This is a genomic window from Pseudomaricurvus albidus, assembly GCF_018863235.1.
Taxonomy (GTDB): Bacteria; Pseudomonadota; Gammaproteobacteria; order Pseudomonadales; family Cellvibrionaceae; genus Pseudomaricurvus; species Pseudomaricurvus albidus.
On record NZ_JAHKRS010000003.1, the window covers coordinates 172623 to 198853 of the forward strand.

Below are 26231 nucleotides of genomic sequence, written 5' to 3' on the forward strand. Positions count from 1 at the left end.
CTAGCCGGCAACGGACGGCGGGATCAAAGCCGTGCCGTAAGCCAGAACTTCCATGGAACCGAGCCCCTGACCGGCATTACCCGACACCCGACTGGTTTCGAATTTGGTATTGATGACCATTTCTGCTCCCTGAGCCTCGGCTTCAGCTTGCATGCGCAGCAGAGCCTCTCGACGGGCACGATCCAGTAGCGACTCATAGGAGCTGAGACGCCCCCCCACCAGACTGCGCAAGCCAGCGGAGACCACTTTAAAGTAATCCACCGAAATCACGACACTGCCACTCACCAGATTGAAGCGATGGCGCATCAGTTCCGGCTCGGGCATCCGCTCGGCGGTCACCACAACATGACGTAATTCGTCTTCGCGCTGAAAAATACTTTTGTAATGTTTGCGTTCTGCATGGCGACCGAAAAAATACCCACACAGCAACAAGGTCACAAACACTCCCAGCTGTATAAGCGCTTCCATCAGCGGTCTTCCAGCACCACCGCGGTGCCGTAAGCCAGAATTTCTGACGCTCCGGCAGCGATGGCAGATGTGGCAAAACGCACATTGATCACGCCGTTGGCACCGAGGTGATCGGCTTGCTCGATCAAGCGATCAATGGCCTCCTGACGGGACTCCTGCAACAGATCGGTGTAGCTTTTCAGCTCGCCGCCAAAGATGTTTTTAAAGCCGGCCAGTATATCCTTGCCCGCGTGCTTGGCTCTTACGGTACTGCCCTGGACCAACCCCAAATGCTGTACCACCCGCTTGCCGGGAACCACTTCAATATTACTGATTAACATATTGCTTCCTGCCATACGCCATGTCTCTCTGTGCTGACGACGCTATAACCGCCGTCTCAATCGTGGAAAACAAAAAAAACTGGCATCAGAATACACTACTTTCTCTGACACCCGGTCAGATGACCCCGTCAAAACAGAGCCATTTGTTCCAATTTTGCCTTGATGGGTCCATAGGAGGTTCGGTGTATTGGCGTAATCCCTAAACGCTCTATGGCTTCCATATGTACTTTTGTGGGATAGCCCTTATGTCCCGCAAAACCATAACCGGGATACTGAGCATCGAAGGCCACCATTTCACGGTCGCGAGTCACCTTCGCCAGAATAGAAGCCGCACTGATCGCTGCCACCCGGCTATCCCCTTTCACCACCGCTTCTGCTGCGTAGGTCCAGCGGGGTATCTTGTTGCCATCAACCCAGACATGTTCCGGCTGGATATGCAGCCCTTCCACCGCCCGCTTCATCGCCAACAGGCTGGCCTGCAATATATTTAACTCATCAATTTCAGCGACACTGGCACGAGCAATACAGAAACTTTTGGCTTTCTCCTGGATTTCATCAAACAGCCGGTCACGCTTCTTCTCGGTCAGTTTCTTGGAGTCATTCAACCCCTCGATAGGCTGCTCGGGATCAAGAATCACTGCCGCCGTAACCACATCCCCGGCCAGCGGACCACGTCCGACCTCATCAACACCTGCGCCCAGCAAGCCGGTATAACAACTGATAAACGGTTCCATAGTGATTCCTGAAAGAGATATTGAGCGGGAGCTCTAGCGCTCGATTAACGACTGAACAGCTGCTGCAGCACGCTCGCTGGCATCGCAGCGGATATTCTCATGAATTTCGGTAAATTGCTGTTTGAGCGTCTCGGTTCGCCCGCTGTCACTGAGGTATGCCATCGCGGCCTTACCCAGGGTTTCCGGGGTAACATCATCCTGCAGCACTTCGGGCACCAGCATTTTTTCCGCCAGTAAATTCGGCAAGGAAAAAAACGGGCTTTTAACCAATCGCTTGAGAATGACATAGGACAACCAGGCAAACTTGTACGCAACCACCATCGGCCGTTTCAGCAGCATGGCTTCGAGGGTAGTCGTGCCAGAAGCCATCAAGACACAATCCGACGCGGCCATTACCGTGTGTGATTGACCGTCGACCACCGTCACTGGCAATTCTTGATAATCGGAAAGCTGTTCTTCAATTTGCTCGCGACGCGAAGGATTGGCCGCCGGCACGATAAACTGCAGACAGGGCTCCTGCTTCAGGCACCAGCTGGCGGTTTGCCAGAAAATTGGGCCCAGCAGCTTCACTTCTCCACCGCGACTGCCCGGCATCAATGCCATGACTTTCGCATCCTGGTTGATATTCAGTTGCGCACGAGCACCCTGCTGATCAGGTTGCAAAGGAATTTCATCAGCCAGTGGGTGCCCAACAAAACACACGGGCACCTTGTGTTGCTCGTAAAAACTGGCCTCAAACGGCAAGAGTGTCAGCATCAAATCCACTGCGCGAGCAATTTTGACGATGCGTTTTTGGCGCCACGCCCAGACTGACGGACTGACATAGTGAACTGTCTTGATGCCTTGTGCGCGGAGCTTTTCTTCAATGGTTAAATTAAAATCCGGCGAATCGATACCGATAAAAACATCCGGCGGGTTATCACTGAAATAACCAATCAGGTGTTTGCGGATACGCAGCAATTCAGGCAACCGCTTTAACGGTTCCACCAGTCCCATAACAGCCAGACGATCCTGAGGGAAAAAGCTGTTAAACCCCGCTGCCAGCATCCGCTCTCCGCCGATACCTTCAAATACCGCATTCGGGTAACGGCGACGCAGAGCCAACATTAAGCCGGCACCCAGAATATCACCGGAGGCTTCACCTACCACAACGCCAATGCGGACCGGGCGATCAATCGAGACAGGAGAATCCGAAAGTGTATTGTTCATAGAAGGGTTGAGATCAGGAAAGAGATGAAATAACGGGGTTCTTCCAAGACATCAGAACCCCGGGGTATTAAGCCTACCGCTGGCCGTCTAGCGCACAATACCGCGAGTAGACGCCTGCAAGGATTCAATCAAGAGATTGACCGGCTCACAGTTCACCGCCAGCTGTCGCAGCTCATGAAGAGCCTCATCAACGGTCAGGCCGCGACGATAGACCAACTTAAAACACTTGTTGATTACGGCAATTTCTTCTTTGCTAAATCCGCGACGACGCAGACCTTCCGAGTTAATGCTTTTAGCGGCCGCAGGACTGCCGGTGACCATGACATAGGCCGGCACATCTTTGCCAATAGCACTGCCCATCCCGGTAAAACAGTGTTCACCAATGCTGCAGAACTGATGCACCAGAGTGTAGCCACCCAGTATCGCCCAGTCACCCACATGAACATGTCCGGCAAGAGCCGCATTATTCACAAGGATACAGTGATTACCAATCACGCTGTCATGACCGACATGCACATAGGCCATGATCAGATTGTCATTGCCAATCGTGGTTTCACTGCGATCCTGGACCGTGCCGCGATGGATGGTGACACCTTCACGGATAATGTTGTTGTCACCAATCACCAGACGCGTGTCCTCTCCCTTGTATTTCAGGTCAGGCGTTGCCTCACCCACAGAGGAGAACTGAAAGATGTGGTTATTTTTACCAATGCGGGTTGGCCCCTTGATAATCACGTGGGACTCAACCGTTGTACCTGGGCCAATCTCAACACCCGGACCAATAATAGACCAGGGGCCAACACTGACATCCTCTGCCAGCTTAGCCGAAGGATCTATAATAGCTCTTGGATCAATCAATGGAGATTCCTTCTGCTACGTATGACTTACTACGTACGTTTTGCTTAAACAACGCGGTCAGCGCACATGATGGTCGCTGAGGCGGCCAGAGTACCATCAACCGTCGCCCGACATTCAAATTTCCAGATGCCCCGACGCTCAGAGACAACTTTAGCCTCCAGATCCAGTCGGTCGCCCGGCACCACCTGACGCTTGAAACGCACATTATCGGCGCCAGCAAACAGATAAATTGAGCCATCTGAGGGTTTTTTATCCAAGGTTTTAAACCCAAGAATGCCCGCTGCCTGTGCCATGGCTTCCACGATCATAACACCCGGAAAAATCGGTGCCTGAGGGAAGTGCCCATTGAAAACATCCTCATTAACAGAGACATTCTTGTAAGCATGAATCACATCCCCTTCGACCAGCTCAACCACTCGATCCACGAGCAGAAACGGGTAGCGATGTGGTAGGTATTCGCGAATTTCTTTGACATCCATCATGGGTTTCGTCCTAAAGATTACTGCTTGTCTTCGCTATTCGAAGCAACCATTTTTTCCAATGCGTTCAGACGGCTCGCCATCTGATCCAGCTGTCCAAACCGAACGGCATTCTTTCGCCAGGTTTTGGTGGCTGTTGCCACAGTTCCTGAGGAAAAGGAGCCTGGCTCCAGAATTGACTTGTTCACAAACGAAGTCGCGCTGATATTGACCCCGTCCACAATGGTGATATGCCCTTTGATACAGGATGCGCCACCAATGGTGCAGTTTCGTCCAATCGTGGCGCTGCCTGCAATACCCGTACAGCCAGCGATAGCGGTATTTTCGCCAATTTTCACGTTATGGGCGACCTGAACCAGATTATCTATGATCACGCCATCTTCTACGACAGTATCGTCAAGAGCGCCCCGGTCGATGGTCGTGCAGGCGCCAATCTCAACCCGATCACCAATCACAACACCGCCCAACTGATGTATCTTTACCCAGCCATCTGTACTGGGTGCAAAACCAAAGCCGTCAGCACCAATGACACAACCACTGTGCAGAGTGGTATGAGCACCGATTGTAACGCCATGGTAAACCGTGACATTGGCATGTAACCGGGACTGGGCACCAACACGGGTATTGGGCCCCACCACACAGCCGGCATCAATAACCACACCATCATCCAGAACGACATCTGCGCCAATACTGGCATTAGGCCCTACGCTGACTCCCGAACCGAGCTCGGCACTGGGATCCACAAAAGCTGTCGGATGTACTCCCGCTTGCGCAACAGGCGCCGGGTCAAATAAAGGTGTCAGTTTGGCATAGCCGAGATAAGGATTATCCAGCAACAGCTTGTTACCACTATAGGCCGAGGCCATGTCGGGCTTTAGAATCACGGCAGAGGCAGAAGTGATCTGTAAATGCTTTTGATAAGCGGAATTAGCCAGGAATGCCAATTCACCTGAACCCGCACTCTGTAGTGTATTAAGACCCACAACTTCGCAGTTCTCATCACCTTGCAGCTCAGCGCCTATCAAGTCTGCCAAAGCCCTTAAGGTCCATACACGATTCGAAGTCATGAGTATCCCGCTGGATAGGCGATTTGAAAGTTGGGGGGAATGTTAACAAGCTCCGGAGGAATATGCATCAATCAGAGCAGGCCTTTTAATATATACCACTAATAATGTACACTGCTCACATCTCTTCACAAGCACACTATTGTTATCCGGCTATCGGAGAGGATCCAATAAAATGACAAAGGCAAAGGCGGGAAAACAAAGCCCGCCATGAAAACGCTTCATGGCGGGCTTGTCAAAATTACTTGGACTTGTTCAGTTTCTTGGTGACTTCTGGAGTAATGTCGTAACCCTTGTCGGCCCAGTAGGCCACACTGCTATCCAGTACCAGGCTGTAATCCCCGGATTTCACGACGGATTCCAGAGCTTCCTTGGCCTTGGGAGCCATCTGCTGCATGATCTGCTGCAACACTTCGTTGCGTTCAGCTTTGAGCTTTTCGGCCGCCAGTTTCAGATCTGCGCTTTTGTATTCCGCTTTTTTACGTTGTTCAGCTTTCTGCTGAGCGGTCCAGGTCATGCCGTTAGTCTGAGCATCTTTTTCCATGCTTACCAGATCAGAACGCAGGCTTTCAAATTTTGCTTTCATCGCTGCAAAGTCGGGACTGGCATCCAGTGCCTGCAATCGCTTCTTGGCCATGTCGGTATTTACAATCGCTGCCTGCATGTTAAATACAGCCACTTTACCCTCAGCGGCTGCAAAAGCAGAAAACATCACAGCAATCAGGACAATGGAACACTTTTTCATCATATGGGTCACGCGGTAACTCCCTTAATACTCTTTACTTGAATGTGGCCGCCAACTACCGGGACAACTGCAACTGGCAGTATAGCTTAGGACCCGGCAGTAAAAACGGCTCTGGAACACATTGATTACGATAACACTTTAGAAAGCAGTACCCAGAGAAAACTGGAAGAACTCGGTATCATCGTATTCATTTTCTTTCAGGGCCTTGGCAACACTGAAGGTCAGAGGCCCAAACCCGGTAATCCACGTCACCCCCAAACCGGCAGAGACACTCAAATGACTCAGATCCGGTTTGAAACAGTTCAGCTGACCTTCACCGCAGCTGGTATCGAACACATTACCGGCATCAATAAAGAAGGCTGACTGCAAAGAACGCTGGTCTTTAATGAATGGCAGCGGAAACAGAATCTCAGCACTACCTTCAATCAAAATGTTGCCACCGAACGGATCGTCATCGTCATCCAGAGTCTGGGTGATCAACTTTCCATCGGAGCCTCGACGGTAAATAAAGGCGTCTACATCGCCATCGGCATCACTGTCATAAGCGGCTGTTCTGTAGATTTCCGCCGGTGTGGCTCGTGGCCCCAGAGTGTTGCGTTTAAAACCGCGCACCGAACCAAAGCCACCGGCGTAGAAGTTTTCAAAGAACGGCAACTCAGTAGTGTCGCCATAAGAGTCGGCGTACCCCAGCTTGGTGCGCAAACGCAGCGTCAGACTTTTGGTCAGAGGCTGGAAGTACTGCCCGGTATAAGTCAGCTTGTAGTACTCCAGATCACCACCTGGAAGACTCATTTCCAGAGACAGCGATTGCGAGGAACCCCGGGTCGCCAAACGGCCGCGGTTCAGAGTCGACTGGCGCCAGCTGGCGTTCACATTGAAGATATTGAAATCATCGCCGTTTTCGTCAATCCAGCCATCAGGTGAATCAACCAGCTCAGCCTGGGTAATTGGCGAAAGCAGGTTTGGATCATCGACCAGACTATCACTCAACCCCAGATACACAGATTCGTCAATGTAACTCTGTGTGTAGAAATCATCGTCAAACAAACGCGGTGAACCAATAATCTCTTTAGCTGCGAAATCACCAGTTTCAATGGAAATGTTGGTAAAACCAACCCCAAAGTTCAGACGCTCGGTTTCAGAAATCGGGTAACCGAAGTTCATCGAGCCGCCGAAGGAGTCGGTGGTATAGCTCGAGACGTTCACCTCTTCAAAATCCCGCTCGCGGTAGAACACGTTAAAACCACGGCTCACACCATCGGGGGTAAAATACGGATCGGTGTAGTTAAAGCTGTATACCGTCTGGTAGGTAGACGTACTGACGTTAAAGCCAACCTGTTTACCACTGCCGAACCAGTTGTTTTGCTGAATGTTGGCACCCAGGACCAGACCGGATCCCTGAGCAAAACCGAGGCTCGCACCGATACTGCCGGAAGGCTGTTCTTCAACGGTGTAATCCACGTCCACCTGATCAGAAGTACCCGGCACTTCTTTGGTATCAACAGTCACCTCTTTAAAGAAGCCCAAACGCTCCAGACGGACCTTGGAAGATTCAATTCGGGCGGTAGAGGCCGACCCACCTTCCATCTGACGCATTTCGCGACGCAGAACCTCATCCGAGGTTTTGGTGTTGCCGCGGAAGTTGATACGACGCACATAAGCGCGCTTACCCGGATCCATGAAGAAAGTCACTTTTACCGTGTTGTCTTCTTCATTCAATTCAGGGATGCCGCGCACTTCGGCAAAGGTATAGCCCTCATTCCCCAGACGACGGGTAATGTAGTCAGACGTGGTGGTCATCAGCACCTGAGAAAAAGTCTGTCCCTTGCGCAACAGGAACAGGCGCTTCACTTGCTCTTCCGGCACAACTGGCTCACCGGCCAGCTCTACATCACTGACGGTATAGACGTCGCCTTCAGTAATGTTTGCGGTAATATAGACGGATTCTTTATCCGGGCTCAGAGACACCTGAGTGGAATCAATACTGAACTTGAGATAACCGCGATCGAGGTAGTAAGACTCCAGACGTTCCAGATCGCCGGTAAGTTTTTCTTTCGAGTAACGGTCGTTGCTGTTCAACCAGGACAACCAGCCTGTGGTTTTCAGCTCGAACAAGTCACCCAGCTCTTCGTCGCTGAACGCCTTGTTACCGACAATATTGATGTGTTTGATGGAGGCAACCGAACCCTCATCCACATCAATTTTCAATTTCACCTGGTTGCGCGGCAACTCAATAACCTGAGCATCAACTTTGGCGCTGTAACGACCCTGAGCTACATATTGACGCTCCAGCTCCTGAGTCAGACCTTCGAGAGTCGCCTGTTTAAAGATCTGGCCTTCGGACAAACCGTTATCATTCATCCCTTTCATCAGATCTTCGGTTTTGATGGCTTTGTTGCCTTCAATTTCGATTTCGCTGATTGCAGGACGCTCTTTCACACTGATAACCAGAACCCCACCATCACGACCAATCTGGATATCTTCAAAGTACCCGGTGCGAAAAAGAGCCCGGGTAGCATCCCGAATGGCCACTGAATCCATCGTCTCACCAATTTGAACCGGTAAGGCTGCAAACACGGTTCCCGCTGACACCCGCTGAAGTCCTTCCAGACGAATATCATTAACCCTGAAACTCTGGGCGAAAACAGTGATTGGAAAAAGGATAAGACTGATAAAAAGTAGGCGAAAACGCATCATAAACTGAGTTCTAGTTTTATTGTTCGACAATAGGTTAGCGGGCAATTCACATCGACCGGCCTGAGTAATCTTCCTGTATGCAAGCCATACAACACCGTATCACGGGCTTAATCGCCCGAGACAAACACAAACACCACAGGAACTTCCCCCTTCAAGCAGGCTGAAGCCCAAAGCTGCAGGTCACTGATGAATAGCCCTGTAAGTTTCGCTCTGCACCTGCCGACTCGCTGTCGGCACCGACATTTTGTCAGAGGCGCATCACATCGTTATACAAAGCCAGAACCATCAGCCCCATGACCAGTACCAGACCAACCTGATACCCCGCCATTTGCACTTTTTCAGGTACCGGACTGCCTTTTACTGCCTCAATCAGGTAGTAAAAGAGATGTCCCCCATCCAATACCGGGATCGGCAACAGATTAAAAACACCCAGACTGATACTCAATAACGCCAAAAAGCCTACATAATAGTTCATGCCAGCTTTGGCTGAGGCGCCCGCCACTTTAGCAATGGTGATGGGCCCACTCAAGTTTTTCGTGGAAATTTCCCCAAGAATCAACTTCTTAAGAGACAACAGAACAAAGCCAGAAGTTTCCCAGGTTTTATGAACAGCCTTAACAAAACCTCCCGCCAGAGAATATTCCTGCTTGCGAAGCATGGATTCAGGCCATGTCGGACGCACCGGCATCACACCAATTTGCCCAACCTGACGACCATCCTCGGCAGTAACTGCGCGGGCAGTCAGGGTCGTCGTCTGGAGCTCGCCGTCACGCTCATACTCAACCTGCATGGTGCCACCGGGGCGCGCCTGCACATACTCTACCAGCCCTCGCCATCCTTCCAGAGGCTGACCATCCAGCGCCAGCAGCAAATCCCCAGGTTTTAAACCGGCCTCTTCCGCCGGACTCCCTTCCATAACCTGCTCCAGCAGAGCATCAAACGCGGGCTGCCACAGGGTAATGCCCAACCCGGCGGTGGGGTCTGGCTCTTCCTCACCCTGCAACCATTGATTCAGCGTCGCTTCGGACTGGTACTCAAGACTAGAATCGGGATACTTGGCCGTAAAGGTCATGGTGCCGGACTCGCCCAGGCGGCGCATCAGCTGACGGGTCAGATCCTGCCAGGTGTTGACCCTGACACCATCGACAGCGAGGATTTCCTGACCGGGCACCAAACCGGCTTCCGCAGCCACCGAATCGGGCTGAACCTTGCCGATCACTGGTGCCACATCCGTCGTACCGGGCATCAACATCACCCAGAACAGCAGGACGGCAAGGATGAAGTTGGCAAGCGGACCGGCCACCACAATGGCCATGCGCTGCCAGACACTTTTGCGATTAAAAGCCTGCTCCAACTGCTCTTCGGGGACGTCACCTTCCCGCTCATCCAGCATCTTGACGAAGCCGCCCAGCGGTATCCAGGCGAGCGTGTACTCGGTGCCGGTCTTGCCATGCCAGGTGTATAAAGGCTTGCCGAAACCCACGGAAAAGCGAAGCACTTTAACGCCACAGCGGCGCGCCACGTAGAAATGACCAAACTCGTGAAAAGTCACCAGCACGCCCAAGGCGACCAGAAACCATACAATCGTCAAAATATTATCCACCGCAAAACCTCTATTCAGATCGCCAAACAGCACCCGCTGCTGCACGCGCTCTGCTCTACATCAAATTCAGCATTCAAAGCATTCAGTTCGATACCCAGTTTATCCCGCCCTGAGGCCTGGAGCCAGCTCTGGCCGGCTCGCGGAAACTTAAAATGACTGAAGCAGTGACACAGCCAATTCACGTGCCTGCGCATCGGCCTCTTTGACCGCAGCCAGGTCCTGGGGTTCGAACTGGCCGGTTTTCTCAAGCACAGATTCAATCACTCTTGGGATATCGGTAAATCCGGCACGCCCCCCCAAAAAGGCCTCCACCGCCACCTCGTTGGCCGCATTCAGCACCGCCGGCATGATGCCACCGGCCTTGGCGGCCTCAATTGACAGTCGCAAACCGGGAAAGCGCTCAAAGCTGGGGGCCTCGAAGTCCAGTCGGGATGTCGTCATAAAGTCCAGACTGGCCACTCCGGATTCAATCCGCTCAGGCCAGGCCAGCGCATGAGCTATCGGTGTGCGCATATCGGGGTTGCCCATCTGCGCCAGCACTGAGCCATCGCTGTACTCGACCATCGAGTGGATAACGCTTTGAGGATGAACCACAATCTCAATCTGCTCAGGCGTCGCATCAAACAACCAGCAAGCCTCTACAAACTCGAGCCCCTTATTCATCATGGTGGCAGAGTCTACAGAGATTTTACGCCCCATGGACCAGTTGGGATGGGCGCAGGCCTGATCCGGCGTTACTGCAGCCAAGTCAGCAATGGGCGTTTCGCGGAAGGGACCACCGGATCCGGTCAGCAGAATGCGGCGCACACCGGCGGCCCCAACACCCCGGTAATCCACCGGCAAACATTGAAAAATTGCATTGTGCTCACTGTCGATGGGCAGCAAAGTGGCACCAGAGTCTCTAACGGCGGACATAAACAAACCACCGGCCATCACCAGAGATTCTTTGTTCGCCAGCAAGACCTTTTTCCCGGCCATAACGCCCGCCAGCGTAGGTTCAAGTCCCGCAGAGCCGACGATGGCAGCCATCAGCACATCCACTTCAGGGGCTTTCGACACCTGCACCAACCCGGCCTCTCCGGACAACACCTCTGTCTCGCATCCGGACGCCTTCAGGAGACTGGCCAATTGCTCTGCAGCCTGCTCGTCGCGCATCACGGCAAAGCGCGGGCGATGGCAAAGGCATTGCTCTGCCAGAGCTTCCGCCTGGGTATTGGCTGTCAGAGCATAGACACTGTAGCGCGCCGGGTGTCGGGCCACCACGTCCAGAGTGCTGACACCGATTGAGCCCGTAGCCCCGAGGACGGTTAGATTTTGCTTCATCAAAAAAGAATCTCTCGGTAATTATCTGCAGCCAGAACGGCTGAATATGTTGTCACTGAAAGCTTAAGCCACTCAACAGGATGGCCAGTGAAAACACTGGAGCGGCCGCAGTGATACTGTCCACACGATCCAGTATACCGCCGTGACCAGGCAGTAGCTGACCGCTGTCTTTCAAGCCACGCTGACGCTTGACCATACTTTCCAGCAAATCACCCAGCACAGAGGCCAGAGCGGTCGGAGCGATAACAGCCAGCAGCAACCAGCCGCCACCAAAGGTAAACCCCACAATCAACGCCAACAGCAAGCAGCAAATAAAACCACCCCAGAATCCCTCCCAGGACTTGCCGGGACTGACCTCCGGGGCGAGCTTGCGCTTACCGAAGGTCTTACCGCTGAAATAAGCGCCAATATCAGCACAGACAACCACCAGCACCACCAACAGAATCAACCATTCCCCTGACGGTTCGCCACGCAGAAACACCAGCGACAACCAGGTAGGCACCAGCACCAGCAGCCCCATCACCATCTTAACCAGTGGATGGGCCCACAACACCGAGCTGGAGGGGTAACCTTGCACCCATAACAGGGCTACAGCCCACCAGGTACAGGCAACCAGAAGTACAGTGCGCACGGATGATCCATCCAGTACATCACCAGCCCAAAAGTCGACGTACCAGCCCGTCAGTGCCATCGCCACACCCACACCCAGAACGTAGAGCAAGCGCTGACCCTGAGCCTTCAGCCCCGCCATATTGGCCCACTCCCAGCTGGCAAGCAGAACCACAAGGGCGATGGCAATGGCAAAACCGATAACAGACAGGTAAAACAATACACCCAAAAACAGCAGGGCCAATCCAATTGCGGTAATGACTCGCTGCTTAAGCACTCGCTTCCCCTTGTTTTAGAATCTGCTCCGAGGTCTTGCCAAAACGACGCTGGCGTTGGTGGAAGTCGGCAACTGCCTCATCCAGGGCCTCTGCATTAAAGTCAGGCCAGTATAGATCGGAGAAGTACAGTTCACTGTAGGCTGTCTGCCACAGCAGAAAATTACTGATGCGATGCTCGCCGCCGGTTCGGATGAGCAGATCCGGGGCAGGCAAATCGGACAGGCAAATGTGCTCCTGAATGCTGTCACAGGTGATATCTTCGGGCGACATTTCACCGGCGGCGACTTTTTCGGCCAGCTGCTTGGCTGCATTGGCCATATCCCACTGACCGCCATAATCAGCCGCAATCACCAAAGTGGTGCTACCCTCTTGCGCGAGAGACTCCGCCTCGGCAATGGCCTTTTGAATTTTAGGGCTAAAACGGTCGCGACGACCGATCACCCGCAGCCTGACCCCCTCTTTATTGAGCTTCTTGGCCTCTCGCTTGAGATAACTCAGAAACAGGGTCATTAAGGCCTCAACCTCCATGGGAGGACGCTTCCAGTTCTCGGAGCTGAAGGCAAACAAGGTCAGAACTTCAACTTCATGGCGACGGCAGGACTCCATCACTTCGCGAATTTTTTCAACACCCGCCTTATGCCCCTGGGGCCCGGGTTTGCCCTGCTGTTTCGCCCAGCGGTTATTGCCATCCATAATGATGGCTATATGGCGCAACGCATTACCACTCACTCCGAACTCCTGCCCAGTCAATCTGCAAAGGGGGTAATCCTACCCTGAGACAGCGGTAATGCAAGCGACACAACAGAGAAATCACCGCCACATCTCGCTGTCAGAATACTTTACCCGGATAAATAACGTCCCCGTAAACCAAAAACGGCCCACCCCGTGAAAACAGGCTGGGCCGTCGGAGAATCAACCGGAAGGTCAGATCTCCATCAGATCTTTTTCTTTGGTCGCCAGAGCCGCATCGACCTGAGCCACAAACTTGTCGGTGATCTTCTGGATGTCATCCTGCGCGCGACGATCATCATCTTCGCTGATTTCTTTCTCTTTCAGCAGATCCTTCACATCACCCAGGGCATCACGGCGGATATTGCGGATGGAAACGCGGGCATTTTCGGCCTCTCCACGCGCCTGCTTGATGTAGCCTTTGCGGGTTTCTTCGGTCAGAGGAGGCATAGGAATACGCATCAAATCGCCGGTGGTCACAGGATTCAGGCCCAGACTGGACTTCATGATCGCCTTTTCAATCTCAGGAGTCATTTGCTTTTCCCAGGGACTGACCGACAGGGTGCGGGCATCCAGCACGGAAATGTTTGCCACCTGGGACAGGGGGGTATCGGCACCGTAGTAATTCACAGTAACGCCATCAAGAATGCTCGGGTGAGCACGACCCGTACGAATTTTATTGAAATTGTTACCCAAGGCATCAACCGCCTTACCCATGCGCTCCTGCGCATCTTTTTTAATATCTTCGATCATGCTCTCGCATCCTCTGGAAACTTACTGGTTTATTACTCAAATCTAATCGATCCCACAACGGGATCAGCCGGCTGACTCTAGCTGACAGGTACGGCCTCTTCTATCAGGGTGCCTTCATTTTCACCCTTGAGGATTTTAAGCAGTGCACCCGGTTTGTCCATACGGAAAACCCGCAGCGGCATATCCTGCTCTCGACAGAGGCAAATGGCAGTCAGATCCATCACTCCCAACTTCTTGTCGAGCACTTCATCATAAGTCAGTCGCTCATAGCGGGTAGCAGTCGGATCTTTCATGGGATCGGCACTGTAGACACCATCCACCTTGGTGGCCTTCAGCACAATGTCGGCTTCAACTTCGATGCCTCGCAGACAAGCCGCCGAATCGGTAGTAAAGAAAGGATTTCCGGTTCCAGCCGAAAAGATAACCACCTCACCCTGCTCCAGGAAGCGGACAGCCTTGCGACGATCGTAGTGATCAACAATGCCACTCATGGGAATGGAAGACATGACCCGAGTGGAAATATTACTGCGCTCCAGCGCGTCACGCATTGCCAGCGCATTCATCACAGTGGCCAGCATCCCCATGTGGTCGCCAGTCACACGATCCAGACCAGCAGCACTCAACGCAGACCCGCGAAACAGGTTGCCGCCGCCAATCACCAACCCAACCTGGACACCGATGCCAACCAACTGACCGATCTCCAAAGCCATCTTATCCAGCACCTTGGGGTCTATTCCAAACCCCTCGGAACCCATCAACTCCTCACCGCTTAACTTCAACAGAATACGCTTGTATTTCTTATCCCGCCCAGGATTCATCCCCATCGACGCCATCTCCGATATAAGTTTAGCTTTAAGAGGTTAAGGTTGGAGCACGCCACAACTGACGCACAGCTAGCAGGCACTTCAACTCTACAGCCAGGGACCCTGCCATTCAAATCCCTGAAAGTGTAACAGCAAAAAGGCGGAGGTATCACCCCCGCCTTTTTGATAGCCCCACAACACACCAATGCATCATGAGACAGCCCCGAGCGTCAGCTTACTTCTTGCTGGCGGCTACCTGGGCAGCAACTTCTGCAGCGAAGTCTGCTTCTTCGACTTCAATACCTTCACCCACTTCGAAACGCACGAAGCTGGTAATGGTAGCGCCAGCGTCTTTTGCCAGCTGGCCAACAGTCACCTCAGGATTCTTAACGAAAGCCTGTTCGGTCAGGCTGTTTTCCTTCAGGAACTTGTTGATACGGCCAACCATCATCTTCTCGACGATGTTCTCAGGCTTGCCTTCCATATCAGGCTGGGCCTTGATGATGTCTTTCTCTTTGTTCACTTCATCTTCAGGCATATCAGCGGTGTTGATTACACGAGGGTTAACCGCAGCAACGTGCATAGCCACGTCTTTTGCCACATCCTCAGAACCACCTTCCAGCTGAGCGATAACAGCGATACGGTTGTTGGAGTGAACGTAAGCACCCAGAACACCACCTTCAACAACTTCAACACGACGCAGACCGATGTTTTCACCGATTTTCTGTACCAGCGCCTGACGAGTCTCTTCCAGACCACCAGCCAGCAGAGCAGCGACATCGTTGCTTTTGGCAGCAAAAGCAGCTTCAACAGCAGTATTTACAAACGCCAGGAAACCTTCGTCGCGAGCAGCGAAGTCAGTCTCGGAGTTAACTTCAACAACCACACCGTAAGAACCATCGTCAGCCACTTTAACAGCCACAACACCGTCGGCAGCAGTACGACCGGCTTTCTTCTCTGCCTTCAGGCCAGAGGCCTTACGCAGGTTTTCAATTGCTACATCGATGTTGCCATCGGCTTCATTCAGAGCTTTCTTACACTCCATCATGCCGAGACCGGTGCGCTCACGCAGTTCTTTAACCATAGAAGCAGAAACAGCTGCCATGACAATATCCTCTTTCAATAATTCTTGATAATTCGACGATTCAAATCCGCACGATTCAATTCCAAAAAAGGGGGCCCCGCCCCCTTTTTTGCTGCCCACACCAGATTATGGGTGGGCAATATGACAAACTGCGACTTACTCAGCTGCAGCTTCGTCGTTTTTCTCTTCTACGTACTCGCCAGCTTTAGGGTTGGCATTCTGCGCGTTGGCAGCACCTTCCAGACAAGCATCAGCAACGGCGGTCACGTACAGTTTAACTGCACGGATTGCATCGTCGTTACCTGGAATTACGTAGTCAACGCCTGCAGGATCACTGTTGGTATCAACGATACCGATAACAGGGATACCCAGCTTGTTGGCTTCCTGAATGGCAATACGCTCGTGCTCAACGTCAATCACGAACAGTGCGTCCGGCAGGCCGCCCATATCTTTAATACCACCGATAGACAGCTCCAGCTTGTCTTTCATGCGGGTGCGCATCAGGGCTTCTTTTTTGGTCAGCTTGTCGAAAGTACCATCGGTAGACTGGGCGTCCAGCTCACGGTAACGACGGATAGAAGCACGGATAGTTTTGTAGTTGGTCAACATGCCACCCAACCAGCGGTGGCTGACAAATGGCTGACCAGCGCGCTCAGCTTGCTCTTTGATGATCTTGGACGCAGCACGCTTGGTACCTACGAACAGAACCTTCTTCTTCTGAGAAGCCATCTGCTGAACAATTTGCAGAGCATCGTTAAACGCAGGAACAGTGTGCTCCAGGTTAATGATATGGATTTTGTTGCGAGCGCCGAAGATGTACTGACCCATTTTCGGGTTCCAGTAACGGGTTTGGTGACCGAAGTGGACACCGGCTTGCAGCATATCGCGCATGCTTACGTTTGGCATAACTAAGTTTCCTTGGGTTGAGCCTCCATACACCCCACCGCTCAACCTCTTGATTTTCAAAGGAAAAACAAGAGGCACCCAGAACGATGTGCCGGTATATGTGTGACATTCATATAAGTAGTTTATCCTGACGACAAACCGGCTTTGGACAGCCGCTTTGCAATCAGGGCGCGCTTTATACCATATTGACACAATCAGGGGAAGCTAAAACCCGCTCGATACGGCGTTTGGCGACAGTTTTAGACACTCCACACAGGCCTCCAGCCAAACCTTATGGTATCCCGCCAGCGCACGGGCTATGGAAGAATTCCCGCTTGGTTTACAATAGCGCCCCTAACAACAGCCGAACAGGCTCTTTTCAGGCGACACCGGCCTTTTACAGAACAACCTTTGGATACCTATGACAGTCAATATCAGAACACCCGAGCAGATTGAAAAAATGCGCGTTGCTGGCCGTATGGCCGCGGAAGTGCTGGATATGATTGGCGAATACGTGGTTCCCGGCGTCACCACCGCGGAGCTCGATCGCATCTGCCACGAGCACATCGTCAACGTTCAGAAAGCCATTCCGGCCTGTCTGAACTACAACGGCTTTCCCAAATCCGTCTGCACCTCGGTCAACCATGTGATCTGTCACGGCATCCCGTCAGAGAAGAAGGTCCTGAAAAACGGCGACATCATCAACATTGACGTCACTGTGATTTACGACGGCTGGTTCGGCGATACCAGTAAAATGTATACCGTCGGCGACGTGGCTCCCCACGCCCAGCGACTGATCGATATTACTCAGGAATGCCTGTACAAAGGCATCGAGCTGGTTAAACCCGGATGCCGCCTGGGCGACATCGGTCACGTCATTCAGCAACACGCAGAAAAGAACTACTACTCCGTGGTTCGCGAATACTGCGGCCATGGCATTGGCGACACCTTCCACGAAGAGCCACAGGTACTGCATTACGGCAAGCCCAACACCGGTTTCGAACTGAAAGAAGGCATGACCTTCACCATCGAACCCATGATCAATGCCGGCAAGGCGGCCACCAAGCTGTTAAAAGATGGCTGGACCGTTGAGACTCGTGACAAACGCCTCTCTGCCCAATGGGAACATACCCTGGCGGTCACCTCCAATGGCGTAGAAGTATTGACCAAGCGTCCGGACGAACCTTTTTAAGTCATCCCGACATCGCTTCGAGAGACTTAAACGTCAAAACAGTCAGCCCCCTGCCGGGGGTTGAATCAGAATATACCGCCATCTCAAAACACTATTGCTTCAAAACTACATTGATGTCATTGCGCCACCAATCTTAAGAGCCTTTTATGGAAATCCCTTATTTTGAGCGTCCGCTGTTTTCCTTCGATCAATCCCGCTTCAGGAGCGATCTGGCTCAGGCCAATGGCAAAATCATCCCTCTGTTTAAAAATGCCCTCAACGCCGCGAACGTTCAGCTGGACACCCGCTTCGAGGAAGGCGAGGACATTCGCAGCCTGATCTATGAGCGGGCCCAGATTATGGACTGCATCCTGCACTACGCATGGCATCAGTTCAGCTGGAGCGATCAGGTCAGCCTGATTGCTGTCGGTGGTTACGGTCGTGGCGAACTCCACCCCAAGTCAGACATCGATCTGCTGTTGTTGATGGAAGAGGAACAACCTGAAGATCTGGAGAGCGCCCAGAACCTGCTGCTCTTGCTCTGGGACATCGGTCTGGATATCGGTCACAGCGTCCGCACCCTGACCCAGTGCGCCGAGATTGCCAAAGAAGACATCACTGTAGTTACCAACCTGCTGGAATGCCGCACCATTGTCGGCAGCGATCGCCCCTGCCTTAAGCTGCAAAAACTGACCCAGCCGGAAAACATGTGGCCCGCCGACGAATTCTTCAAAGCCAAAAAAGAAGAGCAGCTGGCACGCCACAACAAGTACGACAACACCGAATACAACCTCGAACCCAATATCAAAAACGCCCCGGGTGGCCTGCGGGATATCCAGACCATTGCCTGGGTCGCCAAACGCTATTTTGGCGTTCGCACCCTCAACCAGCTGGCGGGCAAGGACTTTTTCACCGAAGAAGAGTTTGCCCTGCTGCAGTCCGGGGAAGAATTTCTCTGGAAGGTACGCTACGGCCTGCACAAGCTGGCCAAGCGCCCCGAAGAGCGTCTGCTGTTTGACCACCAGCGGGAGCTGGCCAAAGAGTTCGGTTACAAGGACTGCGACAGCGGCCTGGCCGTCGAGCAGTTTATGCATCGCTACTATCGCGTGGTGATGTCACTGGGCGAGCTCAACGATGTACTGCTGAACTTTCTCGACGAGACTGTTCTCAACGCCTCAGACCAGGCAGCCATCACCCCCATCAATGACCGTTTTCAGCTGCGCGACAACTATATTGAAGTGACACATAACGCGGTGTTCCTTCAGGAGCCGTCCGCACTGCTGGAAATCTTTGTCATCATGGGTAATAACCCCGACATCAACGGGGTTCGCCCGGAGACCATTCGGCTGCTGCGGGAACACCGCGAACTGATTGATGACAACTTTCGCAACGACCCCAAAAACACCCAGCTGTTTGTGGATTTGCTGAAGTGCGAGTACGCACTGGTCACCCAGCTCAAGCGTATGAAGCGCTACAACATTCTGGGACGCTACCTGCCGGAGTTCGGCGACATCATCGGACAGATGCAACACGACCTGTTCCACATCTACACGGTTGATGCCCACACCCTGTCGGTGGTCAAAAACATGCGCATGCTGCGCTATCCGGAAAGCCGGGAAAAATTCCCGGTGGCTTACGAATGCATGCAGCAACTGCCGAAACCCGAATTGCTTTACATGGCCGGCCTGTATCACGATATCGCCAAAGGGCGCGGCGGAGACCACTCGAAACTGGGCGCAGTAGACGCCTACAATTTCTGCATTCGCCACGGGCTGAAAAATCACGAAGCCCGACTGGTATCCTGGCTGGTCGACAAACATTTGTTGATGTCATCGGTTTCGCAGAAACAGGACATCTCCGACCCGGATGTCATCCACCAGTTTGCCGTGGAAATGGGTGACCGCCTCCACCTGGATTATCTGTACGCATTGACTGTGGCAGACATCAACGCCACCAACCCCACCCTGTGGACGACCTGGCGCGCCAGCCTGATGCGCCAGCTGTACTCGGAAACCCGCAGGGCACTGCGGCGCGGACTGGAAAACCCCATCGACCGCCAGGACCTGATCGCAGAAACCCAGGACACCGCCATGCAGCTGCTGCTGGAAGACGGCTACGCCAAAGACTCTGTCGAAGCCCTCTGGAGCTACCTCAACGAGGATTATTTCCTGCGCGAAAACGCCAAGGAAATCGCCTGGCAAAGCAGCTCAATCATCGATCACAACAGCACCGACGACCTGATTCTGGTTCGGGAAACCACCAGCCGCAAACACGAAGGCGCCACAGAGATATTCATTCGCACCCGCGACCGCAGTAACGTCTTTGCTGCGGTTGCCACCACGCTGGACTACCTGAACCTGTCGATTCAGGATGCCCGCATCCACAACACGGAACGCGGCGGCTACACCATCGATACCTTTTATGTGCTGGACGAAAACAATCAGCCCATCAAGGACGACCCGACCTATCGGGAGCACATCAAAAAGGAACTGCAGCTGGAACTGGCGCAGGTCGATAACTACAGCGACATCATCAGCCGCCGGGTGCCGCGCCGCCTGAAAAGTTTTGCCATCCCGACGCGCACCAGCATCAGCAACGACATCAATACCAATACCACCATTCTGGAAGTGATCTCTCCCGATCGTCCCGGCCTGCTGGCACTGATCGCACGCATCTTCCTGAAATTTAACATTCAGCTCAGCAACGCCAAGATCACCACACTGGGTGAACGGGTAGAGGATATTTTCTTTATCACTGACGAAGACGGTGAACCCTTGAGCGACCCGGAACTGTGCAAGGAATTGCAAGCTGAAATCTGTACTCAACTGGATCAACAGGTGGAAGTGTCTCACTAATTCCCACTGCCCCCCCCCAACACAAAGACCGAGCAGCCCATGAACCGCGATTTAGAACGCTTACAACCCTACCCGTTTGAAAAACTGAACGCGCTCAAGGCGCAGGTCAGCGCACCCACCGACCGGGCTCATATTGCCCTGTCCATCGGTGAGCCCAAACACGAACCGCCTGCCTTTGTACTGCAATCACTGAGTGACAATCTGAACCGGGTTGTGAATTACCCGTCCACCAAAGGCCTGCCAGAACTGCGCGAAACCATCGCTCAATGGCTGACTCGCCGCTTTAAACTCAACCCCGGCAGTGTGGACGCCGAACGCCATGTGCTGCCAGTCAACGGTACTCGCGAAGCCCTGTTTGCTTTTGCCCAGGCCGTTATCGACCGCACACAAAACCCACTGGTGGTCAGCCCGAATCCGTTTTACCAGATCTATGAAGGCGCGGCTTTTTTAGCGGGCGCCGATCCTTACTTCCTCAATTGCGAGCGGGAAAACGACTACCTGCCCGACTTTGATTCAGTACCCGCCGACGTCTGGCAGCGCTGTCAGCTGTTGTTTTTGTGCTCCCCCGGCAATCCCACCGGCACGGTCGTTGATACCGCAACGCTGAAAAAGCTGATCGCACTGGCCGACCAGTACGACTTTGTCATTGCCAGCGACGAATGCTATTCCGAACTGTATTTTGACGAGGAGCAACCGCCGGTTGGCTTGCTGCAGGCCTGCGCTGAACTGGGTCGCGACGACTACCGCCGCTGCGTGGTGTTTCACTCTCTGTCCAAGCGCTCCAACCTGCCCGGCTTGCGCTCCGGTTTTGTGGCCGGCGATGCCGAAGTCATGGAGAAATTCCTGCTGTATCGCACCTACCATGGTTGCGCCATGCCGGTGACCAATCAACTGGCTTCCATCGCGGCCTGGAACGACGAAGCGCATGTAAAAGCCAACCGCGACGCCTACCGCGCCAAATTCGATGCGGTACTGAAAATCCTTGATGGAATCGTGGATGTGGAGCGCCCGGACGCCAGCTTTTATCTGTGGGCCAAGACCGGCAACATGAGCGACGTGGAATTTGCCCAACGCCTGTTTGCCGAACAGAACATCACCGTCTTGCCCGGTCGCTATATCGCCCGCGAAGCCAATGGTGTAAACCCCGGTGAAAATCATGTGCGGATGGCACTGGTGGCCACAGTGGAAGAATGCGTAGAAGCCGCCGAGCGCATCAAACAATTTGTTACTCAACAGAGCTCATAACGCACCGCAGAATGAACACACTCATGACAGCCCCGAAAAATCTGCTCAAAGCCGAGCGCGTTACCTACATCCATCGGCGCCTCGAAGAACTCTACCCGGAAACCCCGGTGCCGCTGGATCACAAAGACCCCTACACCCTGCTGGTGGCCGTGCTGCTGTCGGCGCAGTGCACGGACGAACGGGTCAACCAGGTGACTCCTGCGCTGTGGGAACTGGCCGACAATCCGTTTGATATGGCCATGCAATCCGTCGAGGACATTCAAGCCATTATTCGCCCCTGCGGGCTGTCACCGCAGAAATCAAAAGCCATTTCCGTGCTGTCACAAATGCTGGTGGAACAATATAACGGCGAAGTACCCAATGACATGGAAGCGCTGGAGAAATTGCCCGGCGTCGGCCACAAGACCGCCAGTGTGGTGGTGGCGCAGGCTTTTGGCGTACCAGCCTTCCCGGTGGACACCCACATTCACCGCCTGGCGCAGCGCTGGGGATTAACCAGCGGTAAAAACGTTCAACAAACGGAAAAAGATCTGAAACGACTGTTCCCCGCCGAAAGCTGGAACAAACTGCATCTGCAGATTATCTTTTACGGACGGGAATACTGCAGCGCCCGCGGTTGTGACGGCACCGTGTGTGAGATCTGCAGAACCTGCTACCCCGCCCGCAAACACCCGAAGATCGCGAAAAAACCGTAAGATGGCAACAAACTCCTAGCTGACCGGACGGCCGTCGTAGTACTTGACCGGAGGGTGTTCTGCCTCAGCAAGGTCTCGGGCACCAAAAGGGTTGCGACTCCCCGGGACCCCGGAATCTTCCACAGGTTTTGTGTCTGCCTGAGCGGCAATCAAATCCTGGATATCCAGCCCCATGGTATCGAAATGGATGGATGCCGTGTGTCGCGGGCGCTTGGGCTGAAGCTCGGCACTCCCCCAATCAGAGCCAGCCAACGGCGCTTCAGCCTCCATTCTGGAACAGGCTCCCAGATCGGTAATTGCCTGGCAGTAACGCTGGGCCTCCGACTCGCTCAGCCCCCGCTTCAGAGTCAGTAAACGTCCAGAAAAGATACGCCTGAGCGTTTTGCTGTCGTTGATGCGAAACTTTCGGGCAAATTTCAACGCCACATCCCGCCGGGATTGCCCCTCGGCCACATCACCCCAAAAAACCACGCGGTAGGTAGAACAGGAAGTCTCAGGCATGTTCAAACTCCTTTTTGAACCCTAAATTGAACGCGGGTGTTAAACCCAATATTGAATGATCGTGGCCGCAAACTCGGCCAGCGGCCGCATTCTATAGGACACAGCGCATAAGCATAGAACAAAATACGCCAAAGGAAAGTTCCATATATCTATCAATCCAAAAACCCGCCAGATGATTCAATCGCTGCTTTTTGGTATGCTTTGCGGCCTTCAAATCCGCCGCTCCCCGCTCTTTTCGGCCCGGCCAATGAAAAAGACTGAAAACAACGAGAGAATCATGACCACGCTCTATGGCATCAGCAATTGCGACACCGTGAAAAAAGCCCGCAAATGGCTCGAACAGGCCAATGTCGACTACACCTTCCACGACTTTCGCAAGGACGGGCTGGATCGCCAGCAGGTTGAAAAATGGGTCTCGGCCCTCGGCTGGGAGTCACTGGTCAACAAGCGCAGCACCACCTGGAAAGGTCTGGATGATGACGCCAAGGCGCAGCTAAACGACAGCACGGTGGTCGCAGTGATTCTGGATCAGCCCACCCTGATTAAACGCCCCCTGCTGGATCAGGCCGGTGAGATCTCGGTGGGCTTTAAAGTCGCGGACTACGAACAACGCTTTGCGTGATATTCAACCTCGTCATTGCAAGAATCGAGGCAATGACGACTGAGGAATCATCAAACTGAATTCCTCTTTTCTTAAACATTTTCGACTCAAGACTGGATACAACTATGACTGATTTATACGCATTGGGCCTGGGTGTAGGCACACAAAACAACAAAGGCGAGTGGCTGGAAGTGTTCTTCCCGCAACCTCTGCTGAACCCGGAACCTGCCGTCGCCAAGGCCGTTGCTGAAGCACTGGGCTACACCGGTGGTAACGAAGCCATCGCCATCGACAGCGCCAAACTGGACGCGCTGGCCACCGCTCTGACCGATAACCCAGAGCAGGCTGCGATTGTAAAATCATTCCAAAACAGCAAGCGTCCTCTGGTTGCCGCGCTGCTGGCCGAAGATGCCGCGCCGAGCTCCGTGCCAGAAGGCTACCTGAAGCTGCATCTGATCTCCCACCGCCTGGTCAAGCCACACGGCACCGTTCTGGACGGTCTGTTCGGCACCCTGCCCAATGTGGCCTGGACCAATCAGGGCGCTGTGGATCTGACCGAGCTGCCTGAGCGTCAACTGCAAGCGCGCCTGAACGGCGAGCTGCTGGACGTAGACTGTGTCGACAAGTTCCCGAAAATGACCAACTACGTGGTGCCTGCCGGCGTTCGTATTGCTCACACTGCCCGCGTTCGTCTGGGTGCCTACATCGGTGAAGGCACCACCATCATGCACGAAGGCTTTGTGAACTTTAACGCGGGCACCGAAGGTCCGGGCATGATCGAAGGCCGCATCTCTGCAGGCGTATTCGTCGGTAAAGGTTCCGATCTGGGTGGCGGCTGCTCCACCATGGGCACCCTGTCCGGCGGCGGCAACATCATCATCTCCGTCGGCGACGAGTGTCTGCTGGGCGCCAACGCCGGTATCGGTATCCCTCTGGGCGACCGCTGCACCGTAGAAGCTGGCCTGTACATTACCGCCGGCACCAAAGTTGCCGTACTGGATGACAAGGGCGAGCTGGTAGAAAGCGTCAAGGCTCGCGATCTGGCCGGAAAGTCCGACCTGTTGTTCCGTCGCAATTCCGTCAATGGTGCCGTTGAGTGCAAAACCAACAAGTCCGCCATTGCCCTGAACGAAGAACTGCACGCGAACAACTGATCGTCTGCATGACTGTGGTGGGGTTTCGGCCTCACCGCATTCTTTCCCCCCTCCCTTTACGTCGTCCAACCAGTTAACCTCTGCCCCTGTCCGCAATCGGGCCTTTAGGCTAAAATGCCGCCAATCTCCGGTTGACCTGCCATTAATACAGGCACAACACCGTATTCCGACTCAAATTAAGCGATTTTCCATGACTGCTCTGACTCCCACACTGGAATTGGCCCGCGAGCTGATTCGTCGCCCCTCCGTCACCCCTGAAGACGAAGGCTGCCAACCCATGATGACTGACCGCCTGCGTGCCATTGGTTTTCACATTGAGAACCTGCGTTTTGGCGAGGTGGATAACTTCTGGGCGGTGCGTGGTACCGAGGGACCTATTCTGGCTTTTGCCGGCCATACCGATGTGGTGCCTACCGGCCCCGAAGCACAGTGGAAATACCCTCCGTTTGAAGGCGTTATTGAAGACGGCATGCTGCACGGCCGTGGCGCCGCCGACATGAAAGGCAGCCTGGCCGCCATGGTAGTCGCCTGCGAACGCTTTGTCGCCGAGCATCCCAACCATACCGGTCGCATTGCGTTTTTGATCACCAGCGATGAAGAGGGCCCCGCTCACAACGGCACCGTCAAGGTGGTGGAGTGGCTGGAAGAGCGCAACGAGAAGATCACCTGGTGTGTGGTGGGGGAACCATCCAGCACCAACAAGACCGGCGACACCATCAAGAATGGTCGCCGTGGTTCACTGGGCTGCTGGCTGACAGTCAAAGGTACCCAGGGGCACGTTGCCTACCCGCACCTGGCCGACAACCCGATCCACAAGCTGGCTCCGGCTCTGGCTGAACTGGCCGCCGAGCACTGGGATAACGGCAACGACTTTTTCCCGGCCACCAGCTTTCAGGTATCCAATATCAATTCTGGCACCGGTGCCACCAATGTGATCCCCGGTGAAGCCGAAGTGATTTTCAACTTCCGTTTTTCCACCGAAGTGACCGAAGCGCAACTGCGTGAGCGCACCGAAGCCATCCTCAATAAACACGGCCTGGACTATGACATTGACTGGCGCCTGAGTGGCCTGCCGTTCCTGACCGCCGAAGGCCCGCTGGTGGAAGCCGCTGTCGAAGCCATTCGTCATGTGGCCGGCTTTGACACTGAACTGTCCACCGCCGGCGGCACATCCGACGGTCGTTTTATCGCGCCAACCGGCGCTCAGGTTGTCGAACTGGGGCCGGTGAATGCAACCATTCACAAACTGGACGAATGCGTCGACGCAGAAGAGCTGAACCTGCTGACCGATATTTATCAGGATATGCTCAACCGTCTGTTGCCGGACGCCTGATCCTGCCCGACTCGCTCACAGCCTGTTCAGGAGAG

25 protein-coding genes are annotated in these 26231 nt (G+C 53.7%); 7 read left to right on the top strand and 18 right to left on the bottom strand.

From position 1 onward, the window contains the following. From KOI40_RS07285 to rpsB, 17 genes are all read right to left on the bottom strand, one after another. The gene (locus KOI40_RS07285; protein WP_216096822.1) at positions 1 to 468 is read right to left on the bottom strand and encodes a YbjQ family protein; all 468 of its coding nucleotides are present in this window, start codon (positions 466 to 468) and stop codon (positions 1 to 3) included. After that, positions 468 to 788: a YbjQ family protein gene (locus tag KOI40_RS07290; RefSeq protein ID WP_216096823.1), complete on the bottom strand. Its 321-nt coding sequence runs from the start codon at positions 786 to 788 to the stop codon at positions 468 to 470. Before KOI40_RS07290 ends, KOI40_RS07285 begins: the two co-directional genes overlap by 1 nt. Before the next feature lie 128 nt (positions 789 to 916). Further along, complete coding sequence (rnhB, locus tag KOI40_RS07295; protein WP_216096824.1) at positions 917 to 1522, bottom strand: ribonuclease HII; 606 nt, start codon at positions 1520 to 1522, stop codon at positions 917 to 919. 33 nt (positions 1523 to 1555) lie between these two features. Further along, positions 1556 to 2731, bottom strand: a complete 1176-nt coding sequence (gene lpxB, locus KOI40_RS07300; RefSeq protein ID WP_216096825.1) for a lipid-A-disaccharide synthase — start codon at positions 2729 to 2731, stop codon at positions 1556 to 1558. An 87-nt stretch (positions 2732 to 2818) separates the two neighbouring features. After that, complete coding sequence (gene lpxA / locus KOI40_RS07305) at positions 2819 to 3589, bottom strand: acyl-ACP--UDP-N-acetylglucosamine O-acyltransferase (RefSeq protein WP_216096826.1); 771 nt, start codon at positions 3587 to 3589, stop codon at positions 2819 to 2821. Positions 3590 to 3633: 44 nt separating this feature from the next. Continuing rightward, on the bottom strand, positions 3634 to 4071 hold the full coding sequence (fabZ, locus tag KOI40_RS07310) for a 3-hydroxyacyl-ACP dehydratase FabZ (RefSeq protein ID WP_216096827.1): 438 nt from the start codon (positions 4069 to 4071) through the stop codon (positions 3634 to 3636). Between the two features lie 17 nt (positions 4072 to 4088). Further along, entirely contained in the window at positions 4089 to 5135 is a 1047-nt protein-coding gene (gene lpxD, locus KOI40_RS07315; protein ID WP_216096828.1) for a UDP-3-O-(3-hydroxymyristoyl)glucosamine N-acyltransferase, read from the bottom strand. Positions 5136 to 5373: 238 nt separating this feature from the next. Next, positions 5374 to 5880, bottom strand: coding sequence for an OmpH/Skp family outer membrane protein (locus KOI40_RS07320; protein ID WP_233710116.1), 507 nt, complete (start codon positions 5878 to 5880; stop codon positions 5374 to 5376). Between the two features lie 135 nt (positions 5881 to 6015). Beyond that, a complete protein-coding gene (bamA, locus tag KOI40_RS07325) occupies positions 6016 to 8571 on the bottom strand; it encodes an outer membrane protein assembly factor BamA (protein WP_439653232.1) in 2556 nt (851 codons plus the stop codon). A gap of 250 nt (positions 8572 to 8821) precedes the next feature. Further along, positions 8822 to 10222, bottom strand: a complete 1401-nt coding sequence (rseP, locus tag KOI40_RS07330) for an RIP metalloprotease RseP (RefSeq protein ID WP_216096831.1) — start codon at positions 10220 to 10222, stop codon at positions 8822 to 8824. A gap of 102 nt (positions 10223 to 10324) precedes the next feature. Then, positions 10325 to 11500, bottom strand: a complete 1176-nt coding sequence (gene ispC / locus KOI40_RS07335; RefSeq protein ID WP_216096832.1) for a 1-deoxy-D-xylulose-5-phosphate reductoisomerase — start codon at positions 11498 to 11500, stop codon at positions 10325 to 10327. 52 nt (positions 11501 to 11552) lie between these two features. Next, complete coding sequence (locus tag KOI40_RS07340) at positions 11553 to 12386, bottom strand: phosphatidate cytidylyltransferase (protein ID WP_216096833.1); 834 nt, start codon at positions 12384 to 12386, stop codon at positions 11553 to 11555. Then, a complete protein-coding gene (uppS, locus tag KOI40_RS07345; protein WP_216097010.1) occupies positions 12379 to 13080 on the bottom strand; it encodes a polyprenyl diphosphate synthase in 702 nt (233 codons plus the stop codon). The genes KOI40_RS07340 and uppS overlap by 8 nt, the downstream gene beginning before the upstream one ends. A gap of 231 nt (positions 13081 to 13311) precedes the next feature. Further along, positions 13312 to 13869 carry a ribosome recycling factor gene (gene frr / locus KOI40_RS07350; RefSeq protein WP_216096834.1) on the bottom strand — a complete coding sequence of 186 codons (558 nt, stop codon included), beginning with the start codon at positions 13867 to 13869 and terminating at the stop codon, positions 13312 to 13314. Positions 13870 to 13946: 77 nt separating this feature from the next. Beyond that, the gene (gene pyrH / locus KOI40_RS07355; protein ID WP_233710119.1) at positions 13947 to 14687 is read right to left on the bottom strand and encodes a UMP kinase; all 741 of its coding nucleotides are present in this window, start codon (positions 14685 to 14687) and stop codon (positions 13947 to 13949) included. Positions 14688 to 14907: 220 nt separating this feature from the next. After that, complete coding sequence (gene tsf, locus KOI40_RS07360; protein ID WP_216096836.1) at positions 14908 to 15777, bottom strand: translation elongation factor Ts; 870 nt, start codon at positions 15775 to 15777, stop codon at positions 14908 to 14910. Between the two features lie 135 nt (positions 15778 to 15912). Next, positions 15913 to 16662, bottom strand: coding sequence for a 30S ribosomal protein S2 (gene rpsB / locus KOI40_RS07365; RefSeq protein ID WP_216096837.1), 750 nt, complete (start codon positions 16660 to 16662; stop codon positions 15913 to 15915). A gap of 400 nt (positions 16663 to 17062) precedes the next feature. Between rpsB and map the strand changes: the two genes are divergently transcribed. From map to nth, 4 genes are all read left to right on the top strand, one after another. Next, a complete protein-coding gene (map, locus tag KOI40_RS07370; RefSeq protein ID WP_216096838.1) occupies positions 17063 to 17833 on the top strand; it encodes a type I methionyl aminopeptidase in 771 nt (256 codons plus the stop codon). A 146-nt stretch (positions 17834 to 17979) separates the two neighbouring features. Further along, the gene (locus tag KOI40_RS07375) at positions 17980 to 20667 is read left to right on the top strand and encodes a [protein-PII] uridylyltransferase (protein WP_216096839.1); all 2688 of its coding nucleotides are present in this window, start codon (positions 17980 to 17982) and stop codon (positions 20665 to 20667) included. Between the two features lie 39 nt (positions 20668 to 20706). Beyond that, positions 20707 to 21912, top strand: a complete 1206-nt coding sequence (dapC, locus tag KOI40_RS07380) for a succinyldiaminopimelate transaminase (RefSeq protein ID WP_216096840.1) — start codon at positions 20707 to 20709, stop codon at positions 21910 to 21912. A gap of 23 nt (positions 21913 to 21935) precedes the next feature. Continuing rightward, complete coding sequence (gene nth, locus KOI40_RS07385; RefSeq protein WP_233710095.1) at positions 21936 to 22607, top strand: endonuclease III; 672 nt, start codon at positions 21936 to 21938, stop codon at positions 22605 to 22607. A 15-nt stretch (positions 22608 to 22622) separates the two neighbouring features. On the opposite strand, the gene KOI40_RS07390 is transcribed toward nth, so the two are convergent. Next, positions 22623 to 23108, bottom strand: coding sequence for a hypothetical protein (locus tag KOI40_RS07390; RefSeq protein WP_216096842.1), 486 nt, complete (start codon positions 23106 to 23108; stop codon positions 22623 to 22625). A gap of 277 nt (positions 23109 to 23385) precedes the next feature. Between KOI40_RS07390 and KOI40_RS07395 the strand changes: the two genes are divergently transcribed. The 3 genes from KOI40_RS07395 (at position 23386) to dapE (ending at position 26196) form a co-directional block, all read left to right on the top strand. Then, the gene (locus tag KOI40_RS07395) at positions 23386 to 23730 is read left to right on the top strand and encodes an ArsC family reductase (protein ID WP_216097011.1); all 345 of its coding nucleotides are present in this window, start codon (positions 23386 to 23388) and stop codon (positions 23728 to 23730) included. 104 nt (positions 23731 to 23834) lie between these two features. Continuing rightward, positions 23835 to 24863: a 2,3,4,5-tetrahydropyridine-2,6-dicarboxylate N-succinyltransferase gene (gene dapD, locus KOI40_RS07400; RefSeq protein WP_216096843.1), complete on the top strand. Its 1029-nt coding sequence runs from the start codon at positions 23835 to 23837 to the stop codon at positions 24861 to 24863. A 199-nt stretch (positions 24864 to 25062) separates the two neighbouring features. Then, positions 25063 to 26196, top strand: a complete 1134-nt coding sequence (gene dapE, locus KOI40_RS07405; protein ID WP_304504189.1) for a succinyl-diaminopimelate desuccinylase — start codon at positions 25063 to 25065, stop codon at positions 26194 to 26196. Positions 26197 to 26231: the final 35 nt, after the last annotated feature.